Source organism: Acinetobacter sp. 809848 (assembly GCF_000581275.1).
In the GTDB taxonomy this organism is placed as follows: Bacteria; Pseudomonadota; Gammaproteobacteria; order Pseudomonadales; family Moraxellaceae; genus Acinetobacter; species Acinetobacter pittii.
In genome coordinates this window covers 43,885-70,467 of record NZ_JEXG01000010.1, presented here as the reverse complement: position 1 = coordinate 70,467, position 26,583 = coordinate 43,885, and the positions used below count along the sequence as shown (strand labels likewise).

The following is a 26,583-nucleotide window of genomic DNA, read 5'->3' as shown; positions in this document are numbered from 1 at the left end:
CAAAAATGAACGGTGAATGGACTAACAGATTATCTGCATTAGTTAAAAATATTGGTAATTTTGCAAAAGCAAATAAACCCGTTGCCACTGCTTTTCACAACTTAGAAGTTGCGACGCGTGAAAATAAAGTACTCGACGCAAAAACTCACGAGTTAATTGCGTTGGCAGTAGCAGTTACTACGCGTTGTGATGGTTGTATATCAGCTCATGCGGGCGCAGCTAAAAAAGCAGGCGCTACAAAAGAAGAAGTTGCGGCAGCTTTAGGAACTGCTATCGCTTTAAATGCTGGTGCAGCCTATGTTTACTCAGCACGAACTTTAGATGCTTATGACGAAATGTAACTTCACTAGAGGTTACATAAACAAGCTTAGTAATGGGGAAATTATTCTCCATTCACCAAAATTTATATCTTAATTGGAGTTCTATAATGAACAATGTAGTGAATGAAATTGATCTAAATGCTTTTCAACAATTTGCAGATAGAGTAAGCCAGAATCCTACCACTTCAAAAGCTCGTTTTAACGTACAAACAAGATGGGCGGGTCAAACACGTTCTGTTTCCACTGTGAAATCTTATGAACTTTTTGGTAAGACTTATGAACGTAACTTCCATATAGCTGCTGATGAACCTCATGAAATTTTAGGAACAGATAGTGCACCTAACCCACAAGAATTATTGATGGCGGCACTTAATGCATGTCTTACAGTTGCTTATGTAGCTATTGCTGCTACTAAAGGTGTCAAGATTAATTCATTAGAAATTGATACTTCTGGAGAGCTGGATCTCAGAGGTTTCTTAGGCTTAGATGAAAAAATTAATCCTGGATATGATGAAGTCCAATACACTGTAGTTATTGATACAGATGGGACACAAGAACAATTGGATGAAATACATAGTGCTGTTCTTAAAACTTCACCAAATTTCGCCAATTTTTCACGATCAATTCAAATGAAACCGCAATTAGTGATTGCAAACAAATAATATGTGATGGGTGGCATACTCGTTAATCTGATGATTCATCTTTAACAACAATGCTATAGTATGCCGCCAAATCTCTCTAATCTGGGAACTACGAATATGACCATTGATACTCGCCAAAGTTTAATTAACTCAGCAGAGCTTATGTTGAGATCAAGAGGTTATGCTGCTTTTAGTTATGCTGATTTAGAGAAGATTGTTGGAATTAAAAAAGCCAGTATTCATCATTATTTTCCCAAAAAAGAAGATTTAGGAATTTTAATAGTCGAAACATATATTGAACAGACTATTCAAGATTTTGAAAAAATCGAACGTGATTTTCCTAATGCATTCGGACGCCTTTGTGCCTTTGCTTCCTTATTTAGAAGCTCAATGTCTGAAGGAATGTTACCGTTATGTGGAGCTCTTGCTGCTGAAATGGCTGTTTTACCAGAGAGCATGCAGGAGTTAACTCGAAAGTATTTTGAAATCCAATTATCTTGGATAGAAAAAATCATCCATTTAGGTGTAGAAAATGGAGAACTTGCCGAAGGTGATGCAAATCAGCAAGCCTTTCAATTATTGAGTTTAATGGAAGGAAGTAGTTTTGTAAGATGGGCAATGAATAAAGGGACAGAGCTTGATCCTAAGGTAATAGGAAAAATTGTTGGCGTGCTTTCTTAAGATTAGCTCAGATATTTAAATCTTTTTAATTCAAATATCTAATCTATTTCTAATAAAAGTAAATAAATATAGGAATGCTTTAAATAAAGCATTCCCTTTATATTCGTCCATATATAGCACCCGCTATGACTATCCCAACAAAATTAGTTTAATTTTTATGTCAGATGAAATATCCATCGGACAATCTCTAATTTTATGGTAGTACTTTAAATATTAGTCTACCTAAATGGGAGTGCCCCTATATGGTAGGTTACAACATTCAGAATAATAAAAAAATTTATGGCTTACATGCCACTACTATTATTAGTTTGGCTCAATTATTGGCCACATCATTGTGGTTTAGTGCAAATAGTGCAGCAATAGATTTAATGCAACAATGGCAAATAACAGTTGCAGATATTGGTTGGATTACCAACGCTGTTCAAGCAGGATTTATCATTGGAACTTTTGTATTTGCTTATACAGAAATAGCAGACCGCTTTAAAGCCAGCCATATTTTTGTTTGTTCAGCACTATTAGGCGCCTTTTTTAATTTCTGCTTTGCATGGTTCGCTCATGGACTTATTGATGCCCTTATATATCGTTTTCTCGTGGGATTATGTCTTGCAGGGATCTATCCAATCGGAATGAAACTTATCGTTCTATGGGCACCTCATCAGGCTGGGCGAGCACTAGCAAAATTAGTTGCTATGCTGACATTAGGCACGGCTCTTCCCTATTTTATTAATAGTTTCCCCACTCATTTTGCTTGGCAAACAGTCATGATCTGTTCTTCAAGTCTTGCATTGATTGCAGCCTTATTAATTTACCGGCTAGGAGACCCAACAGTCTCTCCAAAACCACAAAATATAGTGTCATCAGGTGGTACTTTTCAGGTTTTCAAAATTCGAAAATTTCGTGCAGCTGCTATAGGCTATTTTGGTCATATGTGGGAATTATATGCCTTTTGGACGATTATTCCTTTATTTATTGCTAAATCAGGTATTCCAGAAAAATTGGGATACAACAACATTTCGCTCCTTACTTTTTTTGTAATGGCATGTGGAGCAATTGGTTGCTTGGTGGGCGGATATCTTTCTAAATATATAGGTAATAGATATGTTGCTATAGGATCTTTATCTATCTCAGGTTTTAGTTGCTTGGTATTTGCTCTAGGCTGGCGTTTTTTACCTGCGTGGTTCTTATTGGTTTTATTTGCGATCTGGGGAGCCTCTGTTATTGCAGACTCACCGCAATTCTCTGCGCTTTCCGCCCAATCTTGTCCATCCGAAAAAGTTGGTGCGGCATTAGCTATTCAAAATTCAATTGGTTTTACACTGACTATCATATCTATTGCATTGACAACCTATGCCTTTGAAATAATTGGCTTGGATTCAGCATGGATATTATTGATTGGCCCCATTCTAGGTGTTGCTGGATTCTACTATTCAGCAAATAAAGGAGTTATCCATGTCTAAACATTACGATTATATTGCAATTGGTGGAGGCAGTGGCGGTATAGCCTCTGTAAATCGAGCAGCCATGTATGGAAAAAAATGTGCATTAATTGAAGCGGGAGATATTGGTGGCACATGCGTTAATGTTGGCTGTGTCCCTAAAAAAGTGATGTGGTACGCTGCTCATATTGCTGACGCAATTCGTCAATATGCGCCGTCATATGGTTTCACTACGGAAGTAAAATCATTTGATTGGCAGAAACTTATTAAAAATAGACAGGCATATATCGAAAGAATTCACACCTCTTATAACAATATCCTCAGTAAAAATAATGTTGATGTCATACACGGGTTTGCAAAATTTATTGATAAAAACACAATTGAAGTAAACGGAGATTTATTAACAGCTAATCACATTCTCATAGCTACTGGTACAGAAGCGAGTTGGCCTGCAATTGAAGGTGCTGAACATGGTATCGACTCAAATGGCTTTTTTGATTTAGAAGTATTACCAAAACGTACCGCTATTGTGGGTTCAGGATATATTGCAGTAGAAATAGCTGGTGTCCTCAAATCATTAGGTTCAGATGTCCAGCTTTTTATTCGACGCGAAAAACTCCTACGTAATCTAGATCAGTTCTTAGGAGAAGCATTATTAGAAAATATGCAGAGTGAGAATATTAAAATTCATAAAAATGCTGAAATCAGTAAAGTAATAAAATTAGAAAACGGTTCTATCATGTTGCATTTAAAAGATGGAACTCAACAAGTTGTAGATTGTCTTATTTGGGCTGTTGGAAGGAAACCCAATACCAAAGCTCTCCAACTTGAATTAACAAATATAAAATTGGATGAACAAGGGTTTATCAAAGTTGATAAGTTCCAAAATACAACACACGCTGGTATTTATGCAGTTGGAGATATTACTGGAAAGGTTGAATTAACACCTGTTGCAGTTGCTGCCGGACGTAGGCTCTCAGAACGGTTATTTAATAACAAGCCTAATGAATGCTTAGATTACAACAATATCCCCACTGTAGTATTTAGTCACCCGCCTATTGGAACAGTTGGATTAACCGAAAAACAAGCGATTGAAGAATTTGGCAAAGATATGGTTAAAGTATACAAATCTTCATTTACAGCAATGTACGACGCAGTGGCACAACATAAACAACTCACTAAAATGAAGCTTATATGTGTTGGTGTAGAGGAAAAAATTGTTGGTATCCACGGGATTGGTTTGAATATGGATGAAATTCTACAAGGCTTTGCAGTCGCTCTAAAGATGGGGGCAACTAAAAAAGACTTTGATAATACCGTTGCTATTCATCCTACATCATCTGAAGAGTTCGTGACGATGCGTTAGTTATATTCTTAAATGAATAAGTAAATGGTTTCATGTCTATTTGTAAAAGTAGAGCCTAATTGTTTATTTAATAAAAAAGTTCTCAAATTGAGAGCTTTTTTATTGCCTTTACACTAATCGAAACATAAAGCAGGTAACAATAGGGTTTATATTTTTAAAAGTGAAAATTCTTTTAATTTAAGTTATGACGATTTAGTAGAGAGTCTGAGAAAAGCTTGCATCTCTGGGCCTCCATATGGCTACCCAATTACTGGTTTTAGACATTCAAAATCAGCAGATTTATCTGAAGGGGAATAAATTTTACAAGATGCTTTCAGAAAAATTACTATTAATGAGATAATGAACCTTAAAAGGAACATGAGGGCAAGCCTAAATATATTTTTTATTTTAAAAATAATTTTACTACCATTTTTAAATTTCTTTAAAATACTGGACTAGGTTTTTGGCTTGCATTTTTCCTAAGCTTTCATCAGATAATTTTTCCAATATATTCTCAAGTTCCTGTATCACTTGTTGTCTATAGGAATATTTATTCTCAATAGAAAGTTGAAATATCTGACAAGTATAATCACGAATGTTATTAAAAATATTAGACTGTTTCTCAAGTCTTAATTCTTGCTCTATATTTAATAGGATGTAAGCTGCCAATAATTCCAAAATACCCAATTTAAATAATTGGTTGGATTCAATCGTATTTTTTTGATAAGCACTTAAGAAAAATAGTTTTTCCCCAATATTTTTATTAAATTTCTCATGACTATATCTTTTATATTCTCCAATTTTTTTTATTTCCTCAGCAATATCATGGATAATTCTTTTCTGCAATATAAAAGGTGATATTTTCGGAATTAATTGAAAAAAGAGTGCAGTAATCAGCATACTTAAAGCCATTGATAACCCCATTACTAAAGATTGATCTATGGCAAATTTCATATGGTTACTCGGTTGAACTAATGTAATCATTGAAAAACAAAATCCTAATCCATAAGGTGTTATTGATGGATTAGTCATTGCCATTAAACCAATAAATAAAAAGGGTAAAAAAATCAGTAAAAATATTTCTAAATAACCAGTCATACTGGCTGCGCTTCCTAATACTATTAACAAAGCAAAAGGAATTGATAATAAAGCACCTTTACAAAGTTTTATAACAATAAGACTTGGATTAGGAGCATGAACAAACATTTGGGAAAATAAAATAGGTAAAATTACCATCATTAACAAACTTGAAGCTCCATCATTTACAACCCAAATTGCAACACACATCAGATAAGTCACAACAACTCGAAATGATGATACAAAACCAAATAATATATCACGATGGCTTTTTAAACGTTGAGCATAATACTTTGATGCATCTGAGCTCCATCGTTGACTTTCGAGCTCAGCCAACAGAATATTTTCATAAATTTCAAATATATTATGAAGGGTATTTTTTAGATATAGATCTTCTAAATGATCCAGCTGTAATTTGATGAGTTGAATTCCATTATGATGGGCAATTAAGTTTTGTTGTAAGCATACTTTTTTAAATTGACCCAATAAAGGATTAATTTTCTGTTGTTTAGAAATAACATTCAATGATTTTGTCAGAGCAATTAGCTGCATACTCTGATTAATCATATATAATGCACGTCGCATATTAGAGCGATGTTCATAAAAACTGGGGCTAGAATCATCATTAATAAGAATTATTATTCCCAATAATATTTTCAACTGTTGTTCTTTATCTTCTGGATTTTTTTCGGGATCAAAACTCAAAATTAAGTAAGTTTGTAAATGAGTGACTAGTAACTTTGTATGTGAAGCTAGAATATCTTTCATGCGCAATGGAAAAAGCAAAGCACTGGAAAATATAGCACACCCAGCCCCTACCATTACTTCACTAACTCGGGCAAAAGCGATATTAAAAATAGTTTGACTGCTGATCATCTCAATATGCGAAATTGCAAATAAAACAATCATATTGGCTGTAATTGGAATTAGGGCTAGACCGAAAACAAAATTGGCATGCCTGACCGTTACTCCAAAATAGGAAGTGATAGCAACTATCAATGTTAATAGACCAATTGCTAAAACAGGGGTATGAATGAAATAATCCAGAATAAGAAAAGCCAACACTGCTCCCACCAGTGAACTAGCTACCAAGAACAATGCCTTTTCCATAACAAAACCAGAATGGGGTCTGGCCTGCAACATCACCGCAGGAATCGCAGCCCAAAATGGATTATCTAAAGCTAGATACATTGCAATGCTTAACGCCATGCCAATTGCAACGATCCCCTTTAATGCAAACAAAAGGGTTGCTTTATTAGGCATTAAAAAATGTTCTAAAGTCGGAGATAGCATTTGCCTATTCATGGATTTTTCTCCAATTCTATGGAGACGGTCATCCCTGCACTGATTAGTGTGTTTTTAGGAAAATGGTCTAACTTAATATCGACTGGAATCCTTTGTGAAAGTCTCACCCATGTGAAAGCTTGTTGAACATTTGGCAACAATTGTTGATCGGTATTTGTATTATTATTTGCAATTCCTTTAGCTATACTTCGAACTGTACCTGTTAAGGGATCAGTATGATTCATTAGGGTAAGTTTGGCTTTCTGTCCAACATGAATTAGGGGCAACTTGGTTTCTTCAAAATATCCTGTCACATAAAATGAATCTTTTTCAACGATAGATAATGCTGCCTTTCCCTGAGTAACATAATTTCCCTGACTTAAACTGATATTTGTGATTGTACCGTTAACTGGCGCATAAACTTTAGTACGGGCAAGATTAATTTTAGCCGTAGCAAGTTCAGCCTGGCTCAACTCATACTCAGATTTGGTTAACGCCATATTCATTCTGGCGTTATCCAATTCTTCCGCACTAATAGCACTACCTAAAGATTTACGTCGTTGATATTGTGCCTTGGCTAAATTCCATGTCTCTAAAGCATGTTGCATTTTTGCCTGCCGCTCTGTAACTTCTGCCGCATAGCGTTTGCTATCCATGGTAAAAATTAGGTCACCCTTTTTAATATCCTGATTGTCCTGTACATGAAGTTGTGTTACCCAACCTGAAATATCAGGTGCAATCGTAATAATGTTGGCACGAACCCTGCCATCTCGTGTCCATGGAGAATGTAGATAATGGTTCCAGATCCACATCAGTGCAAAAGCCGCAACTACAATCAACATGATCGTAATTAATATTCTGCGTATATTGAAAGCCATGAAATTATGCTCCAAAGACATACATGAATAAGGCGAGATAGCAGATAAAAAACAGAATATTGAGCCATGCTCGCTGAACTAGAAATTGAGCAATAACATGCTCAGGCAGAATAAAGTGGGTGATGATAGTGGCGATCAATGCCATAATGGTAAAAATCGCCATAGGAGTAAATAACAGGTCGCCCATAGCAAACTCTTTAAGCATGAGCTAACACCACTTTGAAAATATAAACTGCGGATAGATTGCAATTAATAAAAAAAATCATAACTTTGCAATCGTATTTAGTACTGATTGGCGGTCAATATTGATATCTGCTAATGCTAAATGATCAAACAACCAATCCATTGCCTCTTCAATCTGAGTGAAGTTATCGTTTGGGATTCCCAGTCGAGACTTACTTCCCCGCTGATTCTCCGTAGTTTCTGGTAGGACATTCGCCATCGCAACAACGGATTGTTGGATATTTTCACGATTATTTTCCATCCACTGTTTTGTCTCTTGACCGCTTCCATCAGGTCGTTGTAGGGCATTTTCATTTTTATATATTCTTAAGGTGACAAATTTTTGTTTCTTCTTAAACCAACGCGTCCATTGAGTAAAAAAAACCTTTTGTTGCTCAATGGTTGGTGCTGAATCAAAAACTGTAATCACTAAAGGAAAGTGAGTTAAATCATTTGTAATCATAAAAAATACTCAATTTCGGTACACTGTACCAAAAATACTACACCCTTTTTCACTGTACCGCAATGTGGTATGCTGTACCAATACTAAAAGATTAATAATAGAGGTTGTTTATGAATGAGGTGGTAAATCCAAAAGATGAAGAAAAAAATGGAAATGTGCAGGCGCTTATAAAAGCTGTAAATATTCTCAATTTGCTAGGTAAAAATTCAGAAGGAATGAGCTTAGGGGAAATTGCTCAACAAATCGATTTACCTCGCTCTACAGTGCAGCGTTTAGTCAATACTTTAGAATCCGTTCAATATATTCGAGTAGAGGGTGAACGTGGCATTTCTTTAGGTTCCGCACTATTACGTTTAATTTCTTCAAGTCATTCAGAATTAATTTCTATTACTAGAACTTGGTTGCGCCATATAAAAGACGATACAAATGAAACTGTGGTTCTTTCTATAAATAGCAGGTCACAACTCTTAATTATTAATCGACTCATTTCTGACAGAGAACTACAAGTCACACCACGTTTAGGAGCAAACATTCCACTATATGGTTCTGCGGCAGGCCTTGCCTTACTATCATTAGAAAGTGATGAGCAAATTATTGAGATTTTAAAAAGTGAAACAGTGCAGGATTATAGCTCTGAATATCCTAAACCTAATATTCTAGCTTTATTGGAAAAGATCCATCTCATCCAAGATAAGGGTTTTGCAATTAGTGATGATATTTCTCTGGAAGGAATTATGACAATTGCAATTGCCATCAAGAGTATTGTAGGTAATTTTGCAATTTCATTACCTGTACCAACCGTCCGTTTTCAAAAGAATTGTGACCAGTATTCTGAACAACTTTTACAATATAAACAGAGAATTGAGATGGAGTTGGGTCTTGATAAAAAAACAACTTACTAAGTTATCGGAATATGCTGTAAGTAAATACTCATATAACCTATGTTACAGCAATATTTTTAGAGTAAAGCCTTAACTAACTACTTAAATCTCTTTCGATATTCGATAGGTGATAAGCCTATATTTTTGCAAAACATTTTACTAAATGAAGAACTGTCCTTATATCCCGCTTGCCAAGATATCGAATCAAAACTCAAATTGGTAGTTATTAAAAGATCTTGTGCTTTTTGAATTCTCAAATTTTGGCAATATTCAACAATAGTTAAATTAGTCGCTTTTTTAAAACGCCTTAATAAGGTTCGCTTTTCTAAATGAGTCAACTCAACCAGCATATCGACTGTAATCGTCTCATTATAATGTGTTTGCAACCAATGTTGTGCATTCACAATTACCTCGTCTCCATGATCAAAGCTTGGAACAAAATTTTTATAATATGATTGCTTTCGTATGGGCGGATCAAGCAAGAGATATTGAGCCATCTTGACCATAAAAGAAGTGTCGTAGATACGCTCAGTTAGTGTAAATCCCATATCAATCCATGACATTGGACCTGCCGTGGTAATGATATCGTTTTCATCAACCACCATCTTATTACAATCCACTTTCAGATGAGTTGACCTTGTTTTTAGCGTCGTAATATTTGACCAATGTGTTGTAACAGTACGCCCTTGTAGCACTCCTGTTTCTAACAGAATAAAAATACCTGAACATATTGAACAGAGTATTACTCCGCGTTGATAAAGCTCTTTGAGCCATAAAACATAGATTTGAGCATCTTGCTGGGAAACTGGCTCTTCAAAACTAGGAGGAATAATAACAAAACTTATTTGGCTTTTATGATTTTCATGAGAATCAAAGACTTTAATGATCTGGTCATTTTCACTTTGCCAGTGAGTTACTTTGACTTGAGGGCTTTGAGAAGAAGGAACTTGATTATTTATAAATTTAAATAAATCTGTAAGCCCGCCAACTGAAGATAGATGTGCAGTTGGATAAAGCAATATAGCAATTTCAACCAAATTCCCCATATGTCACTTTTCCCCATAAATTTGTCATTAATGACTATTAATCAAATTAACAAAATTTGTCAAGCTCTGTGCTATATCGAGATCTACATATAAAATAGGAATAGATTATGTACGACATGAAAAATCTAGAAAAGCTTAAACAATTAGGTAAGCTAACACCTGAAGCATTTACTACTTTTTTAGCTTTTAATGAAGCTGTTTTTAAAGACGGTCATATCCCTGCAAAATATAAAGAACTGATGGCAATTGCCCTTGCCTTAACAACTCAATGTCCATATTGCATTGAAGATCATAAAATACGCGCAAAACAAGCGGGTGCAACTGATGAAGAAATTGCAGAAGCAGCAATGTTAGCCGGAGCAATGCGAGCTGGCGGTGCAATTGCTCATGCAAGTCACTTACTTTAAATCTTTCCTCTCTAATCCCCCTTTCAAAGCGAGAAATAACATGAGTCATGCTCTAGTAATTGTTGATTTACAAAATGAATATTTGGCAACGGGTCAACTTCCTTTAGTGAATATTAATCAGGCTGTTGAAAACGCCAAAAAAATTCTTGTTGACGCTCGTGAAAAGAATACTTTTATTATTCATGTTCGCCATGAAGCATTAGAGGCCGAATCACCTTTTTTTGCACCGAATACAGATGGCGTTAAAATTATTGAAGAAGTCGCCCCACTTGATAATGAAATTATCATTACCAAGAATTATCCCAATTCTTTTTTAAAAACTGAGTTGCTAGATACCTTAAAGAAAAACGGTATCGAAGAAATAACTATTATTGGAGCAATGAGCCATATCTGTATTGATGCTACTACACGTGCTGCATCAGATTTTGGCTTTAAATGTACAGTAATTGAAGATGCATGTGGTCGCATGCACTTGGAATTTGGTGAGACTAAAGTCTCTGCACAACAAGTACATTCAGCTTTTATGGCTGCATTAGGTTTTGCTTATGCTGAAATAAAGACTACAGCAGAATACTTGAGTTAAATTATAAAGAGTTGCTTTGTATAAAAGAGAGTAACTCTTTATTTTCTAGTAAGACTTAAGTAGCTATTATATTGTTGGTTAAAATCATTTATTCTATCTGAACAAACTCTATTTTTTACTAATTGGTTCAAAACTAACTAATTCAATTAGTTTAAAACCTTATTTTTTGAACAATTAAAGTTCTTATTTTTTCAATTGGATAGTTATCAAGTATTTTCCTATTGGTTCATGAAGTTAATTTTTATTTTTATAAACTAAATACCTTAATTAAATGGATGTGGTTATTTTTTACTTTATAAATTTTATTCTAGGTAACCACAAGTTAAATAAATAACATCTGTCATATTATTTATTATTTCTGATATAGATTAAATTAGGTTTTATTATTTATCAAATTAGTAATGCACTTTTATGTTTGCTTCAGTTAAATAAGTTTTCTTCGAGGTCTCATTCCACAAAAAGGCTGCCTAGAATCTCCCAAGTGAATGTTTCCTGCTATTTTCAGCAAACATCGATAGCAAAATAAGCTGTAATTTTCTATGTTAATTGCGTTTAAATTCCAACCCCCTCATTTTTCAACTAGCTCAGGTTATAATGATGGTCTCCCCAAATATGGTTGATCTATTATGAACACCTCCAATGACCCTTTACATGGCAAAAAAATTGCTGATATTTTGGATGAGTTATTGGATTACTACGGTGGCTTTGAAGGCTTAAATCGTAAAATTGAAATTAGATGTTTTTGCATAGATCCAAGTGTTAAATCGTCATTACGATTCTTACGTACCACACCATGGGCACGTGAAAAAGTAGAAAACTTATATTTGTATGTCTTACGCCAAAAAGCCAAACAGAAATCGTAGCTATCAAGAGCCTAGCCTCAGCATTTTTATTAGTGGTGGACTGACACCACTCTCCTAGACAAATTTAGTCTATTCTTAAGAACTTTTTAGTAGGAAAATATGTATTCATAGCTAGGTTCATGAACCAAATATTTTATAAGCTATCACTTTAGTGTGCTAAATAATTAAATTTATTGTTTATTAAACATAAATTTAATTGTGAACTAGATTCTAGGTGAACATAAGTTAAATAGAATGTCTAAAGACTGTAGCCTACACAACACTGTATGTAGCTACAGCTCAGCAACGTGAATTATAATCGTAGAGATTCACGTTGCTGAGTATCCTAAGTAACATAACTCGACTTGCGTATCAGTCGAGCTTACGCAAGTCTGCGTGGCTATGACTTCAATGTCTGGGTACATGCGGAAAATATCACCTATCGCTTCCCGCATAATTTCATCATCTAAAGCAAAAAATAAGCTGATTGGGAAACATACAGCAGCTTATTTTTTTAAGATCGAAATGAAATTATATTAGCCTTTAGATATTCCTCCCCCTAAAGCTTTATAGAGTTCAATCTGGTTATTTAGTTTCATTTGCTCAAGTGCAAGTGAACCCTGCTGTGCTGCATAAGCAGAACGTTGGGCATCTAAAACTGTAAAATAACTATCAACGCCTGCTCTGTAACGTGCCATCGATAGTTTATATGTAGCAGATGTGGCTGAAACTAAACGACGTTGAGCATCTAATCGTTCACCAATATGTGCATGTGTAGCAAGCGCATCATTAACTTCACGGAAAGCTGATTGAATGGCTTTTTCATATTTAGCTAAAGCAATTTTCTGGTCAGTTTCTGCAATTTTAATATTAGTTTTTCTTGTTCCCCAATCAAAAATTGGTAGATCGATACTAGGTCCAATCGACCATGCAAAATTACCAGTTTTAAATAAATCTTTAAGTTCAGTCGATGCATACCCTGTAGAACCAGTAAGGCTTATAGTCGGAAACATACGTGCTTTCGCAGCCCCAATATTGGCCCCAGCTGCACGCAACTCATATTCGGCAACTTTAAGATCTGGTCGATGATTTAATAAATCACTTGGCAAACCTGCTGCAAAGTTTTTCTCAATGGTAATATTTTGAATAGAATGATCCGGAAGTAAATTCTGCGGAACAGAATAACCTGCTAACAAATCCAGTAAATTTTTTGCCTGTTGGATTTGAGTTTTATAAGTTGCAACATCATTTCGAGCAGTCTCTACCGAAATTTGCGCTTGTTTTAATGGAACTTCACTATCAATACCGACATCAAAGCGCTTTTTATTAAGATGATAAGAATCAAGTTGAGCTTTTAAAGTCTGCTCTGCAAGGTTTAAATTAGCTTGAGCAAAGGCATAATTTAACCAAACTTGTGTGATATTGCTGATTAAACTAATTTGAACTGCTTCGCTCGCACTTTGTGTTGCCAGATAATTATTTAATGCCGCATCTTTTAAATTTTGTACACGGCCCCAAAAGTCTAGTTCATATGCAGTCATTCCTAAACCCACCTGAAATGTTGAAGCTGGGTTATTAGGATTAATAGATGGGTTCACTTGCCGTACTGCACTCCCCATTACACCGATAGTAGGTAACTGGTTATTTTTAGTGACTTGGTATTCTTGCTGTACACGTTCAATATTGAGCGTAGCAGTACGCAAATCACGATTATTATTTAAACTGATTTCAATGACCTGTAATAATTTCGGATCAGAAATAAACTCTTTATAACTTTTTTCTGCAATCGTTTTTCCAGAATGATTTTGACTAAAATTTTGAGGAATATGAGATGTGATTGCAGGCTGTGGCGCTTGCATATTGACACATGCAACTAAAGTGACTGAGAGTGTAGAAAGAATGAGTCCACGAGATACGATTGCCGATTTAGACATAGTATTCTCCAAATAAAGTAAATTTTGAGCATATGAAGCATCAGAGGAAATTAAGTATTCCCCTGATGCATTGAACTTAGGATGAGATTTTTTTCTTAGAGGAAAATAGCTTTTCTACTGCACCCAAAATGAAGATAAAAAACACGGGAACAAAGAAAATAGCCAGAATGGTTGCTGAAATCATGCCACCAAAAACCCCTGTGCCTAAAGCATGTTGAGTTTCTGAACTTGCACCTGTTGCAATAACTAAAGGAATTACACCACACGTAAATGCAAGAGAAGTCATTAGGATTGGTCGTAAGCGAAGTTTGGCTGCGGCAACAGTGGCTTCAATCAAACTCATGCCTTCCTCTTTTAGCATTTTCGCAAATTCAACAATCAAAATTGCATTCTTTGCCGATAGACCAATAATGGTAATTAGCCCGATTTTGAAGAACACATCATTCATTAACCCTCTAGACATAATGGCAATGATTGCTCCAAAAATACCGAGTGGCACAACCAGCATCACAGAAAGTGGAATTGCCCAGCTTTCATAGAGTGCAGCCAATACGAGGAAAACAACGAGCATTGATAAACCAAGTAAAAAGGCCATTTGTGATTCAGACTGTTTTTCCTGTAAGGAAATACCTGTCCACTCGTAGCCAATACCTTTCGGTAATTTAGCAATCAGTTGTTCCATTTCACGCATTGCTTCACCCGATGACGTATCGAAGTTAGGAATACCAGCAATACTCAAAGATGGTCGTCCGTTGTAACGATTATATTGTTGCGGTGCTTTATTCCATTGAGGTGTTACTACTTCTGATAACGAAACTAATTGACCACTCGAACCCATCACTTTTAAGTTCAAGATATCTTTGAGTTGCATACGTGATTTAGCCTCAACTTGTACAATCACTTGTTGCATACGCCCTTGATTCGGGAAGTCATTGATATACATTGAACCCATCGAGGTAGAAATGATGTCTGAAACATCAGAAAACTTAACACCGAGCGCACTAAGCTTTTCGCGGTCAATTTTTAAAGAAATATTGTCACCTTGTGGTAGCCCTTCATTCCAAACCATATAGAACTTCTTATTTTTGGCTGCCATTGCCATAAGTTCATCTTGAGCAGCCAGTAAAGCAGGCATACCTAAGTTAGCACGGTCTTGTAAACGTAAACTGAAGCCTGAAAAAGTACCCAACTCATCAATAGCAGGTGGTAATACGGCCATAGTTTCACCTTCCGTACTGTTTGCCATTGAGGTATTAACGGCGCTTGTCATCTTAGATGCAGAGCTAGTCCGCTCGTTAAAGTCTTTAAGTGTCGTAAAAGCCACAGCTACGTTTTGTCCTGCACCACTAAAACCCCATCCCAAAATGGTGGTATTACTTTTTACATCGGGGTTTTCTTTCAAATTGTTTTCAAATTGATTGACTACATTTCGGGTACGCTCTGCGGTTGCATCTGAAGGCAGCTGGAACGAAGTCAAGAACCAGCCTTGATCTTCCTCTGGCATAAATGCGGTTGGCCAGAATTTCATTCCGGCAAACGTAATACCGGTAATCACTAAAAAAATCACCATCATAGGAACAGTATGTTTGATGATTTTAAGCAGCATCAACTCATACTTTTTAGTGACTTTATCGAAACTACGATCAAACCATGCAAAGAAGCCTTTTTTCTGATGATGCCCATCGATTGGCTTTAAAATCGTCGCGCAAAGTGCTGGTGTTAAAATGAGTGCCAATAGTGCTGAAAATAGAATAGATACCGACATGGTCAAGGTAAACTGTTTATAGATTACCCCTACAGAACCACTCGCAAATGCCATGGGTAAAAATACTGCAGCCAATACCAGCGTAATACCGATAATCGGGCTGGTAATCTCTTTCATTGCTTTAGACGTTGCGTCTTTAGGAGATAATCCTTCAGTCGCCATAATCCTTTCTACGTTTTCAACGACAACGATCGCATCGTCGACAATAATCCCAATGGCAAGCACCATACCGAACATGGTCAGTACATTAATCGAAAAGCCAGCAAGCAGCATCACGGTAAAAGTACCGAGTAAAGCAATAGGTGCCACAATTGCAGGAATAAGCGTATAACGGACATTGTGTAAAAATAGATACATCACAATGAAAACCAGAACCATGGCTTCAAGTAATGTATGAATTACCTTTTCAATTGAAATTTTAACAAACGGCGCCGTGTCGTAAGGAATACTAAACTCCATGCCTTCCGGTAAATTTAATTTTAATTCTTCAATTTTTGCTCGAACACCCTCGGCAGTTTTCACGGCATTAGCACCAGGGCTTAACTGAATTGCTGCCGCAGTAGCAGGTTTACCATTTTCCAAAATGGCAAAGTTGTAGGCTTGTGAACCTATTTCTACAGTAGCAACATCAGATAATCGAATTACGCTACCGTTAGTTTTGCTTTTTAAGCTGATATTTTTAAATTGCTCGAGACTAGACAATTGCCCTTGCGCAGACAACGGAATAGTAATGAGCTGACCTTTCTCAGCTGGTAAATCACCAAGTCGACCGGGTGCAATTTCGACATTATTTTCACGAATTGCATTATTCACATCACTAATCGATAAACCATAAGAAACAAGCTTATTCGGGTCGACCCAAATACGCATAGCTTTCTCTGCACCGAAAGATTGAACCTTCCCTACACCTTCAACACGTTTTAGCTCTTCTACAACATTTCGGACTAGATAATCACTTAAATCAACTTCGGAATATTGATTATTTGGAGAGTTAATCCCGACCAGCATTAAAAATCCGGACGATGAAGCTTCAACCTGTAAGCCTTGCTGACGTACAACTTGTGGCAAACGAGCTTCGACAGCCTTGATTTTATTCTGGACATCAACCTGAGCCATTTCCACATCTGTGCCCGGTTTAAAGGTAGCAGTAATTTGTGCTGTACCGGAGGTATCTGTTGTCGCGCTATAGTAGAGTAGATTTTTTACACCCGATAATTCGCGTTCAATTAAAGTAACAACGCTATCGTTAATGGTTTTAGCTGTAGCGCCGGGATAAACCGCACTGATATTCACCTGTGGAGGAGCTACACTTGGAAAACGTGCAATTGGCAGTTTAGGAATACTTAGCAATCCAAATATAATAATGAAGATCGCAATAACCCAAGCAAAAACGGGACGACGAATAAAAAATTGTGACATCATGGTTGCGCCCCCTCAGTTATAGAAGCTTTCTTTTCTACACTTGAAGCATGACTGACCACTGCTGGAGCTTTCCATGCTGCCAATGCCAATTTTTGATTTGGCTTAATACGATCAATACCCTCAACAACGACTTTGTCACCCACTTTCAAGCCTTTATTGGCAATATAGTACTGTTCATACTGCTGTCCGATTTCAATAGGACGAACATCAGCTGACCCTTTAGCGTTGATGACATATACCTGAGGCTCACCATTAATATTGCGTTGAATGGCTTGAGCTGGAACTAATAAAGCTTGTGGGATAGAAGCTCGATCAATATTAACTCGTACATACATACCCGGGAGTAGTTTTCTCTCGGTATTGTTTACTTCAATACGGAACGTGACATCACCTGTTTCCGGGTCAACATTAATGTCTTCAAATAACATTTTTGCTGTGACGTTATAAGGCTGTCCGTGGCTATTAGAAATACGGACAGTTTTCTCACCTTTTGCAGATAACTCACCACTTTTTAAAGCAGCTTGTAGACGCTCATACTCACTAATCGATTGCTTTACATCGACGTAGACTTTATCAATCTGTTGGATTGTGGCCATGGTATTGGTATCGCCTTGACCAACCAATGCACCTTCAGTGACAAAAGACTGCCCAATACGACCTGAGATTGGTGCCCGAACAGTTGCATATTGCAAATTCAAATTTTGTCTAGCCAGCAATGCTTTCATTTGAGCAACATCAGCTTGGGCCTGACGATATTGAGCTTGAGCATTACTTACTTCCTGCTTGCTAATCGCATTACTTGGTAAAAGCTGCTCATAACGCTCTAATTGCACTTTTAATCGTGCCACCTCAGCTTCAGCTTTATTGAGTGAGGCTCTATTGCTATTTACATCTGCCTCAAAAGTTTCTGAGTTAATTTTATATAGAGCTTGCCCTGCTCTAACTTCACTACCTTGCTTAAATAAAACTCTTTCAATAATCCCTCCGACTTGCGGACGTATTTCAGCCGTACGGAACGCCTGTACCCGTGCAGGAAGATTTTCACTGAAATTAACCGATTGCGATTGAATACTTAAGACACTGACTTTAGCTGGTGGTGGTTCAGCTTGAGCCGCTTCTTTTGAACCACACCCCTGTAATACCAGCCCAATAGATAAAAATAAAGGAAGTAAAAGATGCTTTTGCATACTGTCCAAACCTAGTGAGTTTTTGATGCTGACATTATTTTTGATGAGTGTGTAGGGATAATCACTAAAGTGTGGAGTAAGTGTGGAGAAATATCGATAATTTAGCGTATGATGAATTGAAGCATTTTGTATAGCCAGATTTTCTATGTTTGATCATTCTTTTTCTTTTGATTACCAACATAAAGTTATCCTCGTTGTGGAAGATGACTACGATATTGGCGACATTATTGAAAATTATTTAAAACGTGAAGGAATGACGGTTATTCGTGCCATGAATGGAAAGCAAGCAATTGAATTGCACGCTAGCCAACCCATCGATTTAATCTTACTTGATATTAAATTACCCGAGCTCAACGGCTGGGACGTGTTAAATAAAATACGTCAGAAAGCTCAAACTCCCGTGATTATGCTGACGGCGCTAGATCAAGATATTGATAAGGTTATGGCATTACGCATAGGTGCAGATGACTTTGTGGTTAAGCCTTTTAACCCAAATGAAGTCGTTGCTAGAGTTCAGGCAGTGCTAAGAAGAACTCAATTTGCAAACAAAGCATCCACTAAAAATAAAATCTACAAAAACATTGAAATTGATACAGACACACATAGTGTTTATCTTCAATCCGAAAATAAAAAAATATTGCTTAATCTGACGCTGACCGAATATAAAATTATTTCCTTCATGATTGACCAGCCCCACAAGGTATTTACACGTGGTGAGCTCATGAATCATTGCATGAATGATAGTGATGCACTAGAACGAACCGTAGATAGCCATGTGAGTAAGCTTAGAAAGAAATTGGAGGAACAAGGAATACTTCAAATGTTAATTAACGTGCGTGGCGTAGGATATAGACTCGATAATCCACTAGCTGCAAAAGATGATGCCTAAATAATATTAAAAAGATCGCTAGGGAATATTCTATGAAAAGTAAGTTAGGAATTAGCAAACAGCTCTTTATTGCATTAAGTATTGTTAATTTAAGCGTTACTCTTTTTTCCGTTGTACTGGGTTATGTCATTTATAACTATGCGATTGAAAAAGGCTGGATTTCTTTAAGCTCACTTCAAGAAGATTGGACCACTTTTCATTTTGTAGATTGGATTTGGTTGGCTACTGTTATTTTCAGTGGCTGTATGATTTCATTAGTGATCGGCATGCACCTCGCAAAACGTTTTATTGTACCGATTAACTTTTTAGCTGAAGCAGCAAAAAAAATTAGTCAAGGTGATCTCTCGGCTAGAGCTTACGACAACAGAATACACTCCGCCGAAATGTCAGAGCTTTTGTATAACTTTAATGACATGGCCCAGAAGTTAGAAGTTTCTGTTCAAAATGCACAAGTATGGAATGCCGCCATAGCACATGAGTTAAGAACCCCCATCACGATTTTGCAAGGTCGTTTACAAGGCATAATCGACGGCGTTTTTAAACCAGATGAAGCTCTATTTAAAAGCCTTCTAAGTCAGGTTGAAGGCTTATCTCATTTGGTTGAGGACTTACGAACATTAAGTTTAGTAGAGAACCAGCAACTCAGATTAAATTATGAGTTATTTGACTCCAAGCCCGTAGTTGAAAAGGTTCTTAAAGCATTTGAAGATCGCTTGGAACAAGCTAACCTCGTACCAGAACTTAATCTTACTACGACTCCTATTTTTAGTGACCGCCGTCGTATTAAGCAAGTTTTGATTGCTTTAATTGATAATGCTATTCGTTATTCAAATGCGGGCAAACTTAAAATTTCATCGGAACTGGTATCACAAAACTGGATATTAAAAATTGAGGACGAAGGCCCAGGCATTGCAACCGAGTTTCAAGATGATTTATTTAAACCCTTTTTTAGATTAGAAGAATCAAGAAATAAAGAATTTGGTGGCACAGGTTTAGGACTTGCTGTTGTACATGCAATTATTTTGGCACTAAAAGGTACTATTCAATATAGCAATCAGGGGGCAAGAAGTATTTTCACCATAAAAATTCCTATGGAGAATTAACAATAATTTTACTTTTGAAATTTTTCTTCCTCCTCTTTTATCCTTCTGCGAACTTCTTCTCGCCATTTTGTGGCATTTTCTTGTTGTTTATTTAATAGGACACCCAACATATAAGCTGTAACCGCTGCGCCAATTAAAGCAATACCCGTTTCATAAATAATATCTATAACAAACTCTAGCATTCCCTCCGACAAAAAATCTAATGAGCCTGAAAATTTAAGGAATTTAGCTATGGCAACTACGACAACTCCCAATAATGCACCAGCCCACAAGAATATTTTATGAATATTGAGAGGTGCAGTGACTTGGTCTATTTGATCGGGATACTTTCGATAGTACTCAATTTCCTCATCTGTCACTTCCGATGTAGATTTAAATAGCAATTTAATAAATAGCGTGTCTTGATCAAGCTTTGTATTTTTCTTCATAGTTTTGATGCGTAATAAGTATTCTAGTGTTTAATGTTACTCACTTTTTCTGTGGGAGGTAACGGTTTTTAAGAGCTCTAAGTTTTGAGTAGTTTTTCAAACATTATAAAAACTCTCTATTTGAGGGCTTTATTTATAAATTATAAGTTTTTTTCATAATGACTTGCTGATTCGAAGCTGTCTTTTGACCTTTTCTCTTTAAATTCTTATTGAAATGCCATATCTAACCTAACCAAGATTTATAAAATAATTTTTATAATTTAAATAATGGATAATTAGATATGGATCGTTTTAAAACCACTCTACTTGTTGCAAGCACATGTTTAACAACAACTCTTTATGCAAAACAACAAGTTGTCTGTGTTTTTGACCCCATTGGTAAATCGGGCGACGCTTTCGCTTTAGCCAAAGATTATGCACTTGAAGCCAAAAATTGGGGAGCTGATCTATCTTTAAAAGCATATGTTGATGAACGAGTTGCGGCAGAAGATTTAAAAGTTGGAAAATGTGATGGCGCTATTATTAGCGGTTTACGTGGCCGTCAATTTAATAAATATACAGGATCTTTAGATGCAGTTGGTGCATTAACAAATATGAAAACGGCAATTAATGCCTATAAGCTGTTGTCCTCACCAATGGCCGCAAAAAACATGGTGGTCGGTCCTTACGAAATTGCAGGTTTAGGGACAATTGGCCCTGCATATTTGTTTGTAAATGATAGAAGTATCAATACACTCGCTAAAGCTGCCGGTAAAAAAATTGGGGTATTTAAATACGACGAAGCCCAACCAAAGCTTGTGCAACATGTTGGAGGTCAGGCAGTATCGGTAGATGTCACCAATGCAGGTGCGAAGTTTAATAACCATGAAATTGATATTGTGCCCGCTCCTGTTGTGGCATTTAAACCTTTTGAGCTATACAAAGGTTTAGGTGAAAAAGGAGCTATCGTTCGTTTTCCTTTGACTCAAATTTCAGCCAACTTCATTATTCGTAAAGACCAATTTCCAGCAGGTTTTGGGCAAAAGTCTCGAACTTGGGTAGCCAGCCAACTAAACAGAACGTTTGGCGTTATTGCTAAATATGAAAGTGATATTCCTTCAAAGTACTGGATGGATATTCCTAAAAATGAACAATTAAACTATATGAAAATGATGCGTGAAGCACGTATACAGCTAACCAAAGCAGGTATTTACGACCCTAAAATGATGAATTTTTTGAAAAAGGTAAGATGTAAAGAAAATCCAAGTAATTTTGAATGTGCGTTAAATGATGAATAAATTAAGCAAACTTCTTCTTTCATCATTAGCTTAAACCAATTTTCTTACACGGATGTTCTGAAATACCCATGTTTATTTAATGAGCAGCTATTTTTTATTAAAATTTTCTTTTAACGCATCGATTAAGATATTTAATAAAGGTGCTTGCTCACGTCTGTGGGGATAATACAGATGATAAGGTTCATAGCTATGTCGCCAGTCCTTTAGCGTTTCTTCCAGTTCACCACTTTCAATATAAGGCTGAACCATGTCAATAGGTAAATAAGCGATTCCTACACCGCTCCTTACTGCTTGAAGCACTGGAGATAGGGTTGTAAAAACGATTTTAGCATTAACAGTAATTATTTGTGTTTTACCTTGTTTGGTAAATTGCCAACGATAGAGTTCACCATGTGTTGGTAATCTTAAATTAATACAGTGGTATTCCACTAAATCTTTTGGATGCTTTGGATGACCATAACGAGCTAAAAACTCTTTAGTTGCAACTGTTAGCATTTGTATTGGCTCACTCACCTGTAAAGCGATCATGTCTTTAGAAACTAAACCGCCTCTTCTAAGTCCTGCATCAAAACGCCCTTCTACAATATCGACAAGACCATAATCAGATATGATCTCTACTGAAATTTTTGGAAATTGTTGTATGAGTTTTTCAACTGCTGGCCATAAAACACTTTGTATTCCATATTCATCTGCACTAATACGTAATGTTCCTGCTGGATCATTTTTTAAAGCACTAATTTGATTTATGCCATTTTCTATTTCTTCTATTGCAGGTTGAAGCAAATTCAGTAGATATTCCCCTGCTTCTGTAGGTGCCACACTCCGTGTTGTTCTTGATAATAGTTTTATGCCAATTCGGTCTTCTAAATTACGGAGTGTTTGGCTAATGGCTGACTGTGACGTCCTGAGTTTTGCCGCTGCACGCGTAAAGCTACGTTCCTGAGCAACCACCATAAAAGTATGCAAATCATTTAAATTTTCTTTCATTATTTATAAGTATTCAATATAAGTGCTATCTGATTATAGTGGATTATCATAATAAATCACTAGGGTTATATTAATTTCATCGACCTAGTTCTTCTTTCGGAGAGAAGATGATGAAAACTGTAACTTTCAAAAATAAAAATATCGATGTTTCTGCAACTATTCGTTTTCCAAAAGATTTCGATGAAAACAAAACATATGCAGCAATTGTATGTGCGCATCCAATTAGTAGTTGTAAAGAGCAAACTGCAGGCGCAATCTATGGTGAAAAACTCACTGAAGCTGGGTTTATCACTTTAGCATTTGATGCATCGTATCAAGGTGCTAGCGGTGGCGAACCTCGTTTTCTTGAAGACCCTGCAACACGTGTAGAAGATTTCCGCTGTGCAGCCGACTATTTAACAACGCTTAGTTATGTTGATGAAAACCGTATTGGTGTATTAGGCGTATGTGGTGGCGGTGGTTATGCTGTTAATGCTGCTATGACTGAACGCCGTTTTAAAGCAGTCGCAACTGTGGTTGCAGCAAACTATGGTCGTTTAATGCGTGAAGGCGACCAAACACCTGAAGCTGCCATTAAAACTTTAGAAGCCATTGCAGCACAGCGTACTGCGGAAGCTCGTGGTGCCGAACCGTTTATTACCCAGTACATTCCAAACTCACAACAAGAGCGTGAGCAAGCTGGAATCAATGATATTGATATCAAAGAAGCGATTGATTACTACAAAACCCCGCGCGGTCAGGCAGAAGGTTCACCAAATAAACTTCGCTTTTCAGGTTTAGCGGCTGCTGTTGGGTTTGATGCATTTCATTTGGCAGAACACTTGCTCACTCAACCCTTACAAATTGTGATTGGTGATATAGCGGGTGGATTCGGTTCTTATCGCGATGGTTATGAGTTATATAGCAAAGCTGCTTCTAAAGATAAGAACCTTTTTGTGGTTAAAGGCGCTAGCCACTATGACTTATATGACCAACCTGAGTCTGTTGCTCAAGCTTTAGAAAAAATTATTCCGTTCTTTCAAAAACATCTTTAAGCCAAATATTGGAAAGTTTCTCAATTGGGGGGAGCTTTCCAAATAGATACGTTTTAGTGGTAATCAAACGAGCTTTTTATAATAAATCGCGGTGCCGTTGTAGTTCCCAGATGTTGTCGAGATATCTGTGTTTATTTAATTAAGAGCAAAATTCTAATCATTTCTAATTCATTCTTACTCATACATTCATAAAAATTTAAAATAATGCGGCAAGTAAAAAACCAAACTCTATCAAAACAAAAAAAATAAGAAGACTAACCCTTGTATACATAACAAGGTCGTCACTATCTTCTTTAACTTCGGGAATAAGTGGAAATCTATAATTCTTTAACAATAGAAAAATATTTAAATAGCCGCAAACAGCCCCAATCGCAAAATCAATTTCAAGTTCCCCTTTAAAAAAGATAGCTATCATAAAAGCAATAATAATTAGCCCCACAGTTAATAAAACATATCTTTTTATCAAGGAGTCATATATAAGAAATGACTTCATTCTTACCAACCATCCTCATAAAGTTAATCGAATAAACATTTAATCTCTAAGGAGAATGACATAAAAAATTCTTCAAAAGAATCTTCATGCCTATCTTTTTAAATCACATTATTATTGGTCGTATGGGCTGTGCATCCTGATAAATAAAACTATACAGCACTGTCTACCCCTCTTTGCTATCATTCCACCACTTCATGAAAATAAGAAGGAATAGTTTTGGCGACACCATATATAACTATAGGCTGCCCTACTACTGGCGGTGGTCAAGTAATCTCAGGGAATAGTATGTTCCTGATTGACGGAATTCCCGTTGCCTGTGTTGGTGACAAAGCAACTTGTCCAACTCATAAAGTCGTTGCAACTATTGTATCTGGCGATCCGTGCATGCAAATCTTTGGGAAAGCTGCTGCTCGAGTAAATGACTCACTCTCTTGTGGTTGCAAATTACTGCCTCAACAAAACTTGGTTGTTCAGGACAATGGTGGTGGTGCGGCTTCATCAGCTTCACAATCATCATCAGCTCCAATTTCACAGAAACAACCAGCCACAGACAGTTTTGTTAAAGATGAATATGAGAACTACTACATCGAGCAAAACACAACGAAATATGTAAAATTTACAAATGGTATTTTCCCGTACGATGAAGATAAGAAAAATCTTTTTGGGGCAATTAGTCAGGCTGTTTCAGGTGTATGTACTTTCATAGTTACTTATATTCTAAAAGGGCAAGAACTTTTCGTGACAGTTTCTATGCTTCCTCCAACATTAAGCGGTGATGCTACAATTTTTCCATACGCGACACTTGATCTTGTGCATAACAATCAAAGCTTAGGAAAAACACGTTTGGAAAAGGGAAAAGGCGTATGGTCAACAGAAAACTCTAAGGAGCCTGTAGGTCAGTGTAAGGTAACTCTACCCAAACCTGATTTATCAACTATTGAAGCAACTTTAACTATGGGTTACACCGCAAAATTTGATGGCGGTACTGTTCGACCAAACCCACCTCACACTCGCTTCTCTTTTACTTTAAATTCAGCATCAAGACGTAAATCATGAATAGAAAATTAATCAGTACTATTGTTCTCATTTCTGTATTTGGAGTTACTGCTTGTAGCAAGGCATCAAATGAACAAGCAAAGGTAGATACTACTGAGAAAAGCAGCTCTCAAAACGTAAAAACGGAATTATCCGCAAGTGATAAAGTGATTTTAGATAGATATGAAACAATCACAAATGAAGTTGTGACTTCTGGTGAAGATGAAAAGATAAAACAAACTTTAGCGCCTTTAATACCTGAAATTAAGAAAGTTACTGCTAAAAAACAAAGAGAAATGGCATTGATGAATATTTATATGCTGTCTGGTATGTATAAAGAGGCTTATGAGTTAAATGAACAACAGATCAAAGAGAAACCCTTGCCTCAACGGATAATGTTTAGATGTACTTTGCTTGAAAAATTAAATGAGGCCAAAGTAAAAATTCAACAGTGTCACGAAGCTTCTGCCCAACTCATACAAACCGAATTGAGTAAATCATCTAGCAAAAATGATCCCCAGTACAGAGACGCCCAATTTGTATATTTAACTGAAATGTATAAAGCTGGTCACACTGACTATAAAGCAAAAATACAGAAATTTATTGATGAAACTAAAGATGTCGCATCAAAAGATAAATATAAGTCTTTGTATGATGCCGATATTGAGTCATTTTATGGTACTGATTCACCAAATTATGTACCAGAATCATTAAAGTAAATTTAAATGAAAAGCCCCGAATATTCAGGGCTTTTTAAATTGCTTTAACGTAAATAGAAGCATCTGATTTAAACACTCTAAGCTGGCTATATATTTCGTTAGTAAACCTTAACCCTCAGCAACATCATTAATATCGTAGACTTGATTTTTCCCAAACCCTTATACGATACTGTTCAGTGTTAATACTCCTTGTGTTAGCAATCC

General features: G+C 36.3%; 26 protein-coding genes. 15 read left to right on the top strand and 11 right to left on the bottom strand.

All coding sequences use genetic code 11. The features are described from left to right. Positions 1-5 precede the first annotated feature (5 nt). The 5 genes from J536_RS11970 to gorA all read left to right on the top strand — a co-directional run bounded on the left by J536_RS11970 (position 6) and on the right by gorA (position 4,444). Positions 6-341 carry a carboxymuconolactone decarboxylase family protein gene (locus tag J536_RS11970; RefSeq protein ID WP_013197542.1) on the top strand — a complete coding sequence of 112 codons (336 nt, stop codon included), beginning with the start codon at positions 6-8 and terminating at the stop codon, positions 339-341. Between the two features lie 86 nt (positions 342-427). Continuing rightward, entirely contained in the window at positions 428-982 is a 555-nt protein-coding gene (locus J536_RS11965; protein ID WP_013197541.1) for an OsmC family protein, read from the top strand. Positions 983-1,078: 96 nt separating this feature from the next. Further along, a complete protein-coding gene (locus tag J536_RS11960) occupies positions 1,079-1,642 on the top strand; it encodes a TetR/AcrR family transcriptional regulator (protein ID WP_013197540.1) in 564 nt (187 codons plus the stop codon). Between the two features lie 242 nt (positions 1,643-1,884). Next, entirely contained in the window at positions 1,885-3,099 is a 1,215-nt protein-coding gene (locus J536_RS11955) for an MFS transporter (RefSeq protein ID WP_032063014.1), read from the top strand. Then, positions 3,092-4,444 (top strand): glutathione-disulfide reductase, encoded by a 1,353-nt coding sequence (gene gorA, locus J536_RS11950; RefSeq protein ID WP_032063013.1) that lies wholly within the window; start codon positions 3,092-3,094, stop codon positions 4,442-4,444. The genes J536_RS11955 and gorA overlap by 8 nt, the downstream gene beginning before the upstream one ends. A gap of 411 nt (positions 4,445-4,855) precedes the next feature. Here gorA and J536_RS11945 read toward each other — a convergent pair whose 3' ends face one another. The 4 genes from J536_RS11945 to J536_RS11930 are packed head-to-tail and all read right to left on the bottom strand — an operon-like array spanning position 4,856 to position 8,347. Beyond that, positions 4,856-6,805, bottom strand: a complete 1,950-nt coding sequence (locus tag J536_RS11945) for an FUSC family protein (protein ID WP_032063012.1) — start codon at positions 6,803-6,805, stop codon at positions 4,856-4,858. Then, entirely contained in the window at positions 6,802-7,662 is an 861-nt protein-coding gene (locus tag J536_RS11940) for an HlyD family secretion protein (protein ID WP_032063011.1), read from the bottom strand. Before J536_RS11940 ends, J536_RS11945 begins: the two co-directional genes overlap by 4 nt. A 4-nt stretch (positions 7,663-7,666) precedes the next feature. Next, positions 7,667-7,867, bottom strand: coding sequence for a hypothetical protein (locus J536_RS11935; RefSeq protein ID WP_050680425.1), 201 nt, complete (start codon positions 7,865-7,867; stop codon positions 7,667-7,669). A gap of 57 nt (positions 7,868-7,924) precedes the next feature. Continuing rightward, positions 7,925-8,347: a hypothetical protein gene (locus J536_RS11930; RefSeq protein ID WP_032063009.1), complete on the bottom strand. Its 423-nt coding sequence runs from the start codon at positions 8,345-8,347 to the stop codon at positions 7,925-7,927. Positions 8,348-8,457: 110 nt separating this feature from the next. Here J536_RS11930 and J536_RS11925 point away from each other — a divergent pair, with 110 nt between their 5' ends. After that, positions 8,458-9,249 (top strand): IclR family transcriptional regulator, encoded by a 792-nt coding sequence (locus J536_RS11925; RefSeq protein WP_032063008.1) that lies wholly within the window; start codon positions 8,458-8,460, stop codon positions 9,247-9,249. 77 nt (positions 9,250-9,326) lie between these two features. Here the strand turns inward: J536_RS11925 and J536_RS11920 are convergent, their stop codons facing one another. Then, positions 9,327-10,274, bottom strand: coding sequence for a GlxA family transcriptional regulator (locus J536_RS11920; protein ID WP_032063007.1), 948 nt, complete (start codon positions 10,272-10,274; stop codon positions 9,327-9,329). A gap of 107 nt (positions 10,275-10,381) precedes the next feature. Here J536_RS11920 and J536_RS11915 point away from each other — a divergent pair, with 107 nt between their 5' ends. The 3 genes from J536_RS11915 (at position 10,382) to J536_RS11905 (ending at position 12,127) form a co-directional block, all read left to right on the top strand. Further along, positions 10,382-10,681: a carboxymuconolactone decarboxylase family protein gene (locus J536_RS11915; protein ID WP_032063006.1), complete on the top strand. Its 300-nt coding sequence runs from the start codon at positions 10,382-10,384 to the stop codon at positions 10,679-10,681. 40 nt (positions 10,682-10,721) lie between these two features. Next, positions 10,722-11,264, top strand: a complete 543-nt coding sequence (locus J536_RS11910; protein WP_032063005.1) for a cysteine hydrolase family protein — start codon at positions 10,722-10,724, stop codon at positions 11,262-11,264. Between the two features lie 626 nt (positions 11,265-11,890). After that, complete coding sequence (locus J536_RS11905) at positions 11,891-12,127, top strand: VF530 family DNA-binding protein (protein ID WP_032063004.1); 237 nt, start codon at positions 11,891-11,893, stop codon at positions 12,125-12,127. A 515-nt stretch (positions 12,128-12,642) separates the two neighbouring features. Here J536_RS11905 and adeC read toward each other — a convergent pair. From adeC to J536_RS11890, 3 genes are all read right to left on the bottom strand, one after another. Then, positions 12,643-14,040: a multidrug efflux RND transporter AdeABC outer membrane channel subunit AdeC gene (gene adeC / locus J536_RS11900; protein ID WP_032063003.1), complete on the bottom strand. Its 1,398-nt coding sequence runs from the start codon at positions 14,038-14,040 to the stop codon at positions 12,643-12,645. Between the two features lie 76 nt (positions 14,041-14,116). Further along, on the bottom strand, positions 14,117-17,227 hold the full coding sequence (gene adeB / locus J536_RS11895) for a multidrug efflux RND transporter permease subunit AdeB (protein ID WP_032063002.1): 3,111 nt from the start codon (positions 17,225-17,227) through the stop codon (positions 14,117-14,119). Then, complete coding sequence (locus J536_RS11890; RefSeq protein ID WP_032063001.1) at positions 17,224-18,414, bottom strand: efflux RND transporter periplasmic adaptor subunit; 1,191 nt, start codon at positions 18,412-18,414, stop codon at positions 17,224-17,226. Before J536_RS11890 ends, adeB begins: the two co-directional genes overlap by 4 nt. Positions 18,415-18,559: 145 nt before the next feature. Here J536_RS11890 and adeR point away from each other — a divergent pair, with 145 nt between their 5' ends. Together adeR and adeS are read left to right on the top strand one after the other, a co-directional pair. Further along, positions 18,560-19,303 carry an efflux system response regulator transcription factor AdeR gene (adeR, locus tag J536_RS11885; protein ID WP_032063000.1) on the top strand — a complete coding sequence of 248 codons (744 nt, stop codon included), beginning with the start codon at positions 18,560-18,562 and terminating at the stop codon, positions 19,301-19,303. A 32-nt stretch (positions 19,304-19,335) separates the two neighbouring features. Beyond that, positions 19,336-20,406, top strand: coding sequence for a two-component sensor histidine kinase AdeS (gene adeS, locus J536_RS11880; RefSeq protein WP_032062999.1), 1,071 nt, complete (start codon positions 19,336-19,338; stop codon positions 20,404-20,406). 8 nt (positions 20,407-20,414) lie between these two features. On the opposite strand, the gene J536_RS11875 is transcribed toward adeS, so the two are convergent. Then, positions 20,415-20,834, bottom strand: a complete 420-nt coding sequence (locus tag J536_RS11875; protein ID WP_032062998.1) for a hypothetical protein — start codon at positions 20,832-20,834, stop codon at positions 20,415-20,417. Between the two features lie 281 nt (positions 20,835-21,115). On the opposite strand from J536_RS11875, the gene adeT1 reads away from it, so the two are divergent. Continuing rightward, positions 21,116-22,111, top strand: coding sequence for a putative multidrug efflux protein AdeT1 (gene adeT1 / locus J536_RS11870; RefSeq protein WP_032062997.1), 996 nt, complete (start codon positions 21,116-21,118; stop codon positions 22,109-22,111). Positions 22,112-22,198: 87 nt separating this feature from the next. Here adeT1 and J536_RS11865 read toward each other — a convergent pair whose 3' ends face one another. Beyond that, positions 22,199-23,098: a LysR family transcriptional regulator gene (locus J536_RS11865; RefSeq protein WP_032062996.1), complete on the bottom strand. Its 900-nt coding sequence runs from the start codon at positions 23,096-23,098 to the stop codon at positions 22,199-22,201. A gap of 110 nt (positions 23,099-23,208) precedes the next feature. Between J536_RS11865 and J536_RS11860 the strand changes: the two genes are divergently transcribed. Further along, positions 23,209-24,132: an alpha/beta hydrolase gene (locus J536_RS11860; protein WP_024437105.1), complete on the top strand. Its 924-nt coding sequence runs from the start codon at positions 23,209-23,211 to the stop codon at positions 24,130-24,132. Positions 24,133-24,328: 196 nt separating this feature from the next. On the opposite strand, the gene J536_RS11855 is transcribed toward J536_RS11860, so the two are convergent. Next, positions 24,329-24,625, bottom strand: a complete 297-nt coding sequence (locus J536_RS11855; protein WP_024437106.1) for a hypothetical protein — start codon at positions 24,623-24,625, stop codon at positions 24,329-24,331. A 216-nt stretch (positions 24,626-24,841) separates the two neighbouring features. On the opposite strand from J536_RS11855, the gene J536_RS11850 reads away from it, so the two are divergent. Beyond that, on the top strand, positions 24,842-25,681 hold the full coding sequence (locus J536_RS11850; protein ID WP_081404128.1) for a PAAR domain-containing protein: 840 nt from the start codon (positions 24,842-24,844) through the stop codon (positions 25,679-25,681). Continuing rightward, positions 25,678-26,379 (top strand): hypothetical protein, encoded by a 702-nt coding sequence (locus tag J536_RS0104405; protein ID WP_032062994.1) that lies wholly within the window; start codon positions 25,678-25,680, stop codon positions 26,377-26,379. The genes J536_RS11850 and J536_RS0104405 overlap by 4 nt, the downstream gene beginning before the upstream one ends. The last annotated feature ends 204 nt before the right edge of the window (positions 26,380-26,583 follow it).